Consider the following 360-nt stretch of genomic DNA (forward strand, 5'->3'; position numbering starts at 1 on the left):
CGTGGTCAAGCAGGCGGTGCGTTTCCCGATCACCGTCATCCTGCTCACCGTCGGCCTTCTGGTCGGCGTCGGCTTCGCCTATTCGAAATATGGCGCTGGCGTCGAATTCTTCCCCAGCGTCGAGCCTGACTACGGCCTGCTCTATGTGCATGCCCGCGGCAACCTTTCGCTGGCCGAAATGGACGCAGCGACGAAGACGGCGGAAAACCGGCTGCTCGGCTGGCCGGGGGTGAAATCGGTCTATACGCGCGTCGGCAAGACCCAAGGCGGCGGCCAGGACATTCCGGAAGACGTGGTCGGCGTCATCCAGTACGAGTTCGTCGACTGGCGCGAGCGCAAGTCCGCCAACCAGATCCTCGA

Annotated in this window: 1 pseudogene; it reads left to right on the forward strand. The window is 63.6% G+C overall.

From position 1 onward, the window contains the following. Positions 1-360: pseudogene (locus tag AC0L2L_RS33375) on the forward strand (AcrB/AcrD/AcrF family protein); the annotation flags it as partial.

The organism is Mesorhizobium sp. WSM4832, assembly GCF_055811115.1.